This is a genomic window from Stenotrophomonas sp. 278 (assembly GCF_003935715.1).
GTDB lineage: Bacteria > Pseudomonadota > Gammaproteobacteria > Xanthomonadales > Xanthomonadaceae > Stenotrophomonas > Stenotrophomonas maltophilia_AH.
On record NZ_RHPP01000156.1, the window covers coordinates 1 to 8,959 of the forward strand.

Annotated in this window: 7 protein-coding genes; 3 read left to right on the top strand and 4 right to left on the bottom strand. The window is 63.8% G+C overall.

All coding sequences use genetic code 11. From position 1 onward, the window contains the following. A partial coding sequence (locus EGJ34_RS18700) for an ATP-dependent helicase (protein ID WP_260477055.1) occupies window positions 1–3,853 on the bottom strand: 3,853 nt, incomplete at its 3' end. A 72-nt stretch (window positions 3,854–3,925) separates the two neighbouring features. Beyond that, window positions 3,926–4,417 (bottom strand): GNAT family N-acetyltransferase, encoded by a 492-nt coding sequence (locus tag EGJ34_RS18705; RefSeq protein ID WP_125361967.1) that lies wholly within the window; start codon window positions 4,415–4,417, stop codon window positions 3,926–3,928. A gap of 121 nt (window positions 4,418–4,538) precedes the next feature. Here EGJ34_RS18705 and EGJ34_RS18710 point away from each other — a divergent pair, with 121 nt between their 5' ends. Together EGJ34_RS18710 and EGJ34_RS18715 are read left to right on the top strand one after the other, a co-directional pair. Then, window positions 4,539–5,195, top strand: coding sequence for a hypothetical protein (locus EGJ34_RS18710; protein ID WP_125361968.1), 657 nt, complete (start codon window positions 4,539–4,541; stop codon window positions 5,193–5,195). Window positions 5,196–5,204: 9 nt separating this feature from the next. Further along, complete coding sequence (locus tag EGJ34_RS18715) at window positions 5,205–6,143, top strand: XVIPCD domain-containing protein (protein WP_125361969.1); 939 nt, start codon at window positions 5,205–5,207, stop codon at window positions 6,141–6,143. Between the two features lie 19 nt (window positions 6,144–6,162). On the opposite strand, the gene EGJ34_RS22780 is transcribed toward EGJ34_RS18715, so the two are convergent. Beyond that, window positions 6,163–6,297, bottom strand: coding sequence for a hypothetical protein (locus EGJ34_RS22780; RefSeq protein WP_260477056.1), 135 nt, complete (start codon window positions 6,295–6,297; stop codon window positions 6,163–6,165). 802 nt (window positions 6,298–7,099) lie between these two features. Between EGJ34_RS22780 and EGJ34_RS18720 the strand changes: the two genes are divergently transcribed. Further along, on the top strand, window positions 7,100–7,777 hold the full coding sequence (locus EGJ34_RS18720) for a hypothetical protein (protein ID WP_125361970.1): 678 nt from the start codon (window positions 7,100–7,102) through the stop codon (window positions 7,775–7,777). 131 nt (window positions 7,778–7,908) lie between these two features. Here the strand turns inward: EGJ34_RS18720 and EGJ34_RS18725 are convergent, their stop codons facing one another. After that, window positions 7,909–8,778, bottom strand: a complete 870-nt coding sequence (locus tag EGJ34_RS18725; RefSeq protein ID WP_125361971.1) for an NmrA/HSCARG family protein — start codon at window positions 8,776–8,778, stop codon at window positions 7,909–7,911. Between the last annotated feature and the right edge of the window lie 181 nt (window positions 8,779–8,959).

The following is an 8,959-nucleotide window of genomic DNA, read 5'->3' on the forward strand; positions in this document are numbered from 1 at the left end:
CAGCCAGCACGCGCGCCCGCGGCACACGAACGCCGGTCAGTGCGCGCAGCGGTGACCACAGGTCGCAGGTCACCCGGCCGTCCCAGACCAGCGCCCACAACGCCGCGTGCAGATCTTCCGCTGGCGGCATCGGTCCGCCGGTCCAACGCACCTGTACCTGCTGCGCGAGCTGGCGCACGAACCATGCGCCGCCCTCGGCCAATACCTCCAGCAGTACCGACTGCAGCGGTGACAACGGTTGGGCTGAAAGCAGCGGCAGCGTTTCGGCCGCGATCTCCTGCAGGTGCAGTGACACCAGGCCGTCGTCCTCGCCGAGCCGACCGTGGCCCGCCCACACCACCGTACCGGTGGCCAGCAGTTCGTCCAGCAGCGCGGGGACGTAGTCGCGCACGCGCACGGGCAGCACCTGCTGCTCCCAGGCCGACACCGGCAACGGCACGCCTGCCAGCTGCTCGATCACTCGTGCCACGCCCTCAAGACCCTCCAGCCCACCGGCAGACGTGCCCGTAACGCCATGACGCTCAAGCAGCAGCCGCACATAGGCATCGGCGGGCACAGGGCGGGTTGCATCCCGCGCCGCCTGCAGCGAGCGCAGCCGCAATCGTCTGAACACGTCATCGGCCACCCAGGTATGTTCGGCCACCTTGAGCACCCTGCCCTGACCGGCCATCTGCTGCAGCGCCGCCTCGACCACGGCCACTCCCAGGCCGAACGGTGCCGCCGCCTCCTGTGTGGTGAACGGTGGATGGGTACGGGCGAAGCGTATCAACAGCTCTCCCAGGGGATCCGCCGTTCGCTTCAGAAATGCAGCTGGAATCCGCGCGGGCAGGGCCACGCCCAGCGCGTCGCGCAGCCGCGCTGCGTCTTCGATTGCCGCCCACTGCGTGTGGCCCGCCAGCGAGACGCGGATCGCCCGCTGCTGGCGTTGGAGCTCGGCCAGCGCTGCAGACGCATCACCCTCGCCTACGCGCGCCACAACCGCATCCAAGGTCATCGGACCCAGCTCGCGCAGCAGATCGGCCACGCCTTCCACCTGCCTCACCCTGCGCTCCGGAACAAGCCGCTGCAGCGACGCACCGACCTCGTCCACCACCTGCGGGTCAAGCAGCTCGCCCAGTGCCACTTCCCCCAGCAGATCGCCCAGCAGGCCACTGTCGAGCGACAGGATCGAGGCACGGCGCTCGGCCTGCGGCACGTCGCTGGCGTACAGGAACTCGGCCACGTAGCCGAACAGCAGGTCGGCAGCGAAGGGCGACGGCACCTCGGTCTGCACATCCACCAGCTGCACCGCGCCACTGCCGATGCGCTGCATCAACTTGTCGAGGGCGTCGAGGTCGTACACGTCCTGAAGGCATTCGCGCGCCGCCTCGACCACGATCGGAAAGTCGGGATGCTGCTGCGCCACGGCCAGCAGCTGGCCGGCACGCAGCCGCTGCTGCCAGAGTGGCGAGCGCTTGCCCGGCTGGCGGCGCGGCAGCAGCAGCGCGCGCGAAGCGCATTCGCGGAAGCGCGCGGCGAACAGTGCGGAACTGTCCACGGCCTGGATCACCGCACGGCGCAGACGCTCCGGCTCGAACACGAACAGCTCCGCACCGGGCACGCGACCGGTGGTATCTGGGATGCGCGCGACGATGCCGTCATCGCTGGAGACCACGTTCGGGTCCACCTGCCACTGCGCGCGCAGGCGCTCGGCAAGCGCCAGGGCCCAGGGATCGTGGACACGGCGACCGTACGGCGAATGCAGCATCAGCCGCCAGTCGCCACTCTCGTCGCGGCAGCGCTCGACCACCAGTTGACGGTCAGTGGGCAGCACGCCCGTGGCAGCGTGTTGTTCCTGCACGAGTGCCAGCAGATTGGCGATGGCGTTGTCTTGCAGACCGCAATGCCGCAGACGCTCGCGCAGGGCTGCCGGTAGCGCATCCACGCTCGCGGTGTCAGCTGCGGCATCCAACGCACCAAGCAGCTCGCCAAGTGCCTGTCCCAGCTCCGCCGGTCGCCCCACGCCTTCGCCGCGCCAGAACGGCAGGCGCGCCGAACGCCCCGGCGCGGGACTGACGATGACCTGATCATGAGTGATCTGGTCAATCCGCCACGAGGTCGCGCCGAGCGTGATCACATCATTGACCCGCGATTCGTGGACCATCTCCTCGTCCAGCTCGCCGACCCGTCGCGAACCTGCGCGCTCCATGCCTTCGGGCAGCAATACGCTGTACAGCCCCCGGTCCGGAATGGTGCCGCCGCTGGTCAACGCCAACTGTCGCGCGCCCGGCCGGGCCGTCAGCAGGCCGGTCTCGCGGTTCCAGACCAGGCGCGGACGGAAGCTGGCGAAGTCATCCGATGAGTAGCGCCCGGCCAGCATGTCCAGGGTCGAATCAAAGGCACTGCGTGGCAGCGTACGATACGGGGCCGCACGACGCACGCGCGCATACCAGTCGTCCACGTGCAACGGCTCCATCGCCACTGCGGCAACGGTCTGCTGCGCCAGCACGTCCAAAGGATTAAGCGGTGGCTCCAGCGCCTCGATGCGCCCTGCCAGCATGCTGTCCACCACCACGGCGGCATCGACCAGATCACGGCGTGTACGCGGATACACCCGCCCACTCGACAGCCCACCCACCTGATGCCCCGCGCGACCCACGCGCTGCAGCGCGCTGGCCACCGACAGCGGAGCCGCCACCTGGATCACCAGGTCAACCTCGCCCATGTCGATGCCCAGCTCCAGGCTGGAGGTGGCCACCACGCAACGCAGCGCACCGTCCTTCAGCGCCTGCTCGATCTGCGCCCGCTGCTCCTTCGACACCGAGCCATGATGCGACCGCGCGATCAGCTCACCCGCGTTCTCAACGCGCCCGGAGGTACTACCGGTAAACGAACCCAGCACTTCTGGGGGTAGAGCCGGGTCTTGCCCGGCTGCGAGTCCCCCGACCCGCTCCGCATACAACGCATTCAACCGCGCGGTAAGCCGTTCCGCGACCCCACGCGAATTGGCGAACACAATGGTCGAACGCCGCTGCAGCACCTCATCCAGAATGCTGGCCTCCACATGCGGCCAGATCGACCCGGCACGTGCGCCGGCAGCGTCGCCTGCGTGCGTGGGAATATCGGCCATGTCCTCCACCGGCACCACGATTTTCATGTCCAGGTGACGCGGCGACGGCGGATTGACCACGGTCACCGGGCGATCGCCGCCCAGGAACCCAGCTACAACCTCTTCCGGCCGCACCGTGGCCGATAGGCCGATCCGCTGCGCCGGGCGCTCCAGCAACGCGTCCAACCGCTCGAGGCTGAGCGCCAGGTGCGTACCGCGCTTGGTTCCCGCCACCGCGTGGATCTCGTCGATGATGATCGTATCCACCCCGCGCAGCGTCTCGCGCGCGTTGGAGGTGAGCATCAGGAACAGCGACTCCGGCGTGGTGATCAGGATGTCCGGTGGCTTCCGCACCAGTCGGGCGCGTTCGGCCGGCGTGGTGTCGCCGCTGCGGATGGCGACGCGGATGTCCACGGCGGCGTCGCCGCGCTGCTGGCGTTCGGCATGCACGCCCTGAAGTGGACGCTGCAGATTCCGCTGCACATCCGCTGCCAACGCCTTGATCGGCGAGATGTAAAGCACCCGTGTGGTGATCGTGTTATTCCCCGCGGCACCTCGCGGCTCCCGTCGTGCTGCGTCCTTTTCCGCGAACAGGCGGTCAATAGCGTGCAGAAACGCTGCCAGCGTCTTGCCGGATCCGGTCGGCGCGATTACCAGCGTGTGCTGCCGTTGCCCGATGGCGGCCCATGCCGCCTCCTGCACCGGGGTGGCCGACGGGAACGTGGCATGGAACCAGGCAAGGATGGCGGGACTGAAGTCGGGCATGCATTCGACTGTAGCAGGCCGTTCGTGAGGCATGATGGAAGGATCGTCGCGCCTGAATCCGCCCCATGTCCGCTAGGGGGTATACCGCATGGCCACGTCACAGCGCTGGTAGCGCGCACCATAGGTCGCCATGATCTCCGCGTCGTGGCGGAAACCGGCCTTCTCGTACAAATGGATGGCAGCCGCGCACCTGGCATTGCTGAGCAGGTACAGCGGTGAAGCCTGCAGTTCCGCTGCACGCTTGATCATCGCCGCCAGCAGAAACTCTCCAGCCTTCAGGCCACGTGCGCGCTCGAGAACGCCCATCTTGGTCAGCTCGTAGCCGTTGCCGGTCGACTTCTGCAGCGCGCACGTACCGACGATGCCCAGTCCCTCGGCCTCAACGAACAGAATCACGCCACCCTTGTCGATGATGCTGCGGCGGGGATGCTGCAGCACCTCGCGATCGGTGTCCTCCAACCGGAACATGGCGTTGATCCACTCCGCATTGATGTCATGGAAGTGGTGAGCCAGCTCATCGCTGAACTCGTGGAGGGTCAGGTTGGCGGCGTTGAAGCGGGTCATGGGCATCCACGTACGCGTGAGGGGGGCGCGTGGATCAATAGTACGGCGGTGAAATCAGAAAATCCCTATTCACTTCTGCGCCGATCTACGGCATACAGGGGATCTCTCCCATGAACGCGCCATGTGCCAGATGCGCCCAACACTCCGTTCACCGATGCTGTTCTGGCTTGGAATCGGCCTGGCCGTCGCGCTATCGGGCTGCGAATCCCGGGATGAGTCGGCTGCGCCCGGACAGATTCGTCAGATCCGTAGTGATCTGGTTCCGATCGTCCGTGACCTTCCGCTTGTTGCAATGAAAGAGCCACTGGTAGTCGAGTTCGATGTCCCGCCTCCTGGCAGGAATTCTACCCATACGCTGGTTCTTGGAATCCGTGTCAGCGGGAAAAATGGCCAACCTTCTTTCGAGGCTAGGGACCACGTCATCGCGTCCAATATCAAGGCGATCGTGACACTGGAAGGCCCAACCATCGGATCTGGCAGGCAGTTCCCATTGATACGTACCGTGCAAAGTGCAACTACTGATGTTCCAAATGTTGACGTGCGAATCGGCACTGATGGCAAGACAGAGGGAACGTGGCCAGCCGATGTGGATGATACGTCTCTAGTCGAGGCGGCCTTGACGAAGCCTGGAAGCGATTATCGCTACCTCGCGTTTGCATCCGCTCGCGGCATCCCGCCCGGACGGTACCGCCTGACTATCATGCTGACGCACACTGACACCGACGTTTCCCACGTCGCGTCAGAGCTGGTCGTGGCGTATTCCCACAAACCGAAATGAGATGGAGCCATGACCGAGCGATATACGGTGACCATGTTTGTTGCCGCACCGGGCACACCACTTAAGTCAGGCGGCACCAGCTCAGCAGGACATGTTTACTACGTAGTTTCAGATGGAGAGAAAAAGACCAGCTACGGTTTTGCTCCGTCAGAGCACGGCGCATCTTCAGGTCCAGGAAAAGTGTACCTGGAAGATTTGGATAATTATCTAAACCCTCTCTATCAGAGAAAGCTGGAAATCACCGAGTCTCAATTCAATAAGCTCAAAGAGTTTGGAGAGAACCCAGAGAAGCATGGTTTCAGCATGGAGTACCGAGGTGCCACCAACAGCTGCATCGACTTCATGTGGGGCGGCTTGAATCACGCCGGTATCCATCGCAACAACCTGCTGAAGAGACCGGACACGGATTTCGAGGGCACGCTGAAGCCGCTGGACAACATCAAGCACATCAAAAGCATCCCTGCGCCGGTGCCCGGAAGCCCGGAGAACACCGAGAAGGATGGCACCATGCCCAAGCGCACGATGCTGCAGTATCTGATCAGCGAGGAGACGCTTCCGGAAGGCCAGCGGAGCATGTTGAACGCCATCCGTGATCAGGTGGCCGGGATCGACCAGAAGCATGGCCGGGTCTACGACCCGACCAGCGAACGGATTTCCGTCGGCCTGCTGGCATCGGCCAGGGAACAAGGCATGGAACGTGTCGATCATGTCGTCCTTGGCAATGCGCCAACCGATGGGTCCGCTCAACGCATGTTTGCCGTCCAGGGGGCGCTGAACGATCCCTCTCATTGCCGCGCCTCGGTCTCGATCAATGAAGCGGTGCAGACACCTGTTGACCGCTCCTTCGAGCGCCTGCAGGCAGCCGAACAGGCACATCAGCAACGCGAGGCGCTCGCCATGAGTGATCCGCACCAGGCGCAGAGCCCATCCGGCATGCGAATGGGCTGACGCCGGGAACCGGGCTGACTCAGCCCGCTGCGGCGACCTCGGTCGCAAATCCCCGGTACGACCGCAGCGACCGCCCCAGCAACTGTATCAACCGCTCCCGCTCCACGTCGCCCGCTGTCGGCAGCATGCCGTCGCTGATGAAGCGTTCAGCCATCTGCCGCATGTCATAAGCTATCCACGGCGGAAGGAATTTGCGCGGGCTGTGTCGGAAGCGCCGTATCAGTGAAATCAGAGAATCCCTATTCACTTCTGTGTCGATCTACGGCATACAGGGAAACCTCTCTCATGAACACGGCAAGTTCCAGATGCGCCCAACACTCCGTTCACCGATGCTGTTCTGGCTTGGAATCGGCCTGGCCGTCGCGCTATCGGGCTGCGAATCCCGGGATGAGTCGGCTGCGCCCGGACAGATTCGTCAGATCCGCAGCGATCTGGTTCCGGTCGTCCGTGAGCTTCCGCTTGTCCCCATGACAGAGCCACTGGTGGTCGAGTTCGATGTTCTCCCGCCTGGAAGGAACTCGTCGAGGGATATGATGATTGGCCTTCGCGTGACCGCTGCCGATTCCGTTGATTCGGCTTCAGCATCAGACAAAATCCGCAGATCAGGCCTTCGAGCGACCGTAAAATTGATACGTCTCGACGCCCGTTCGAACATCGCTGTACCGCTAGAGCGGTTCGAAACGCGTGGCTTTGATCCTTCCAGAACAGTTCGTGTTGGTGCCGACGGCGAGGTTCCTGGGGTGTGGATTTCAAACGTTGATGATACTTCCATGGAGGAAGCTGGCTTGTCCGCGCGAGGCAGCGACTACAGGTACTTGGCGTTTGCGTCCGCGCCAACGATCTCCCCGGGCCGCTATCAGCTGAGTCTGACACTGCATCAACGAACCGGGACGGCACATAAGTTGATCCCGGATCTCGTGGTTGCCTATCACCGCAGAGCCAAGTAGAGATACCCCATGACCAGCAAATATACCGTGACCATTTACGTCGCCGCGCCAGGGACGCCGATGAAAGGTGGTGCTACATCGGCGGCGGGGCACGTCTACTACGTGGTGGCCGAAGGGGAAGAGAAGAAGAGTTTTGGATTCGCACCTTCCGAGCATGGAGTAGCCAAAGGGCCCGGCAAGGTGTACGGGAACGATGAAGAGCAGTATTTGAGCCCTGTTTACCATCGCCGTCTGGAACTCACCAAACCTCAGTATGAGAAGCTCGTTGAGTTTGGAGAAAATCCACAGAAGCACGGCTTCGACACACGCTACCACGGTGCCACCAACAGCTGCATCGACTTCATGTGGGGCGGCTTGAATCACGCCGGTATCTATCGCAACAACCTGCTGAAGAGACCGGACACGGATTACGAGGGCACGCTGAAGCCGCTGGACAACATCAAGCCGATCAAGAGCATCCCTGCGCCAGTGCCCGGAAGCCCACTAAATACCGAGCACGAGGGCATCATGCCCAAGCGCACGATCCTGCAGTATCTGATCAGCGAGGAGACGCTTCCGGAAGGCCAGCGGAACATGTTGAACGCCATCCGCGATCAGGTGGCCGAGATCGACCAGAAGCATGGCCGGGTCTACGACCCGACCAGCGAACGGATTTCCGTCGGCCTGCTGGCATCGGCCAGCCGTTGAACGCTCCTTCGAGCGTCTGCAGGCAGCCGAACAGGTACATCAGCAACGCGAGGCGCTCGCCATGAGTGATCCGCATCAGGCGCAGAGCCCATCCGGCATGCGAATGGGCTGACGCCGGGAACCGGGCTGACTCAGCCCGCTGCGGCGACCTCGGTCGCAAATCCCCGGTACGACCGCAGCGGCCGCCCCAGCAACTGCATCAGACGCTCCACATCGCCAGCCGCTGGCAGCATGCCGTCGGAGATGAAGCGTTCGGCCATCTGGCGCATGTCATATGCCATCCACGGCGGCATTAACTGGCGCAGGTACTGTTCGAAGCCAGCGGTATCGTCTCCGCCGTAGGCGATGGGGCGGCCGAGCACTTCACTCCAGATGCCAGCCACGTCCGTACCAGTGAGCGCTTCCGGTCCGACCAGGTTCAAGCGGGTCACGGCGCTGTCTTCCGCCGTCTGGTCGCGGTCAATCAGCTCCAGTGCGGCGATCTCGGCGATGTCTCGGGTGTCGATCATCGCCAGGCCCTTGCTGCCGATCGGCGTCGGGTACACGCCATAACCCTTCACCACGTCCTTGACCATGTGGTCGTTGTCCATGAAGTAGGCCGGACGCAGGATCGTGGCGCTGAAGCCCATCTGCTCGATCATGCGCTCCACTCCATATTTTCCGGCAAAGTGCGGCACGTTGACGTAGCGGTCGCTGTGGATCACTGACAGGTACACCACGCGCTTCACTCCGGCCTCGCGAGCTACATTGAGGGTGACCAGTGCCTGGGTGACCTCGTCGGCCGCCACGGCGTTGAGCAGGAACAGGGTGGACACGCCATGGAAGGCGGCGCGCAACGCGTCGACGTCCAGCTGATCGCCCTGGTGCAGTTCCACACCGGCGGGCAGGTTGGCGTTCGCCGGGGTGCGGACCAGCGCGCGGACCGTGGCACCGCGCTGGAGGAGGTGCTGAACGACCTGGCGGCCGACGGTGCCGGTGGCTCCGGTAACAAGAATGGTCATGAGGTGACTCCGTGGTTGGGTTGGGAGGCCTCATGGTTGTTGATCCGCCATCGGACCGATAGCCCGTATAATTGGAACACCTGTCTCACTGGCGGAACACATGGACCTGCTTGCCCTGGCTGACTTCACCCTGGTGGCCCGCCACGGCGGCTTCGGCCGCGCCGCGCGCGCCGCCGAGCGT

Bases quoted from the DNA above. Each gene is read 5' to 3' on its own strand.
- EGJ34_RS18705 (WP_125361967.1), bottom strand. From the start codon at position 4,417: ATGACCCGCTTCAACGCCGCCAACCTGACCCTCCACGAGTTCAGCGAT.
- EGJ34_RS18710 (WP_125361968.1), top strand. From the start codon at position 4,539: ATGTGCCAGATGCGCCCAACACTCCGTTCACCGATGCTGTTCTGGCTT.
- EGJ34_RS18715 (WP_125361969.1), top strand. From the start codon at position 5,205: ATGACCGAGCGATATACGGTGACCATGTTTGTTGCCGCACCGGGCACA.
- EGJ34_RS22780 (WP_260477056.1), bottom strand. From the start codon at position 6,297: ATGGCTGAACGCTTCATCAGCGACGGCATGCTGCCGACAGCGGGCGAC.
- EGJ34_RS18720 (WP_125361970.1), top strand. From the start codon at position 7,100: ATGACCAGCAAATATACCGTGACCATTTACGTCGCCGCGCCAGGGACG.
- EGJ34_RS18725 (WP_125361971.1), bottom strand. From the start codon at position 8,778: ATGACCATTCTTGTTACCGGAGCCACCGGCACCGTCGGCCGCCAGGTC.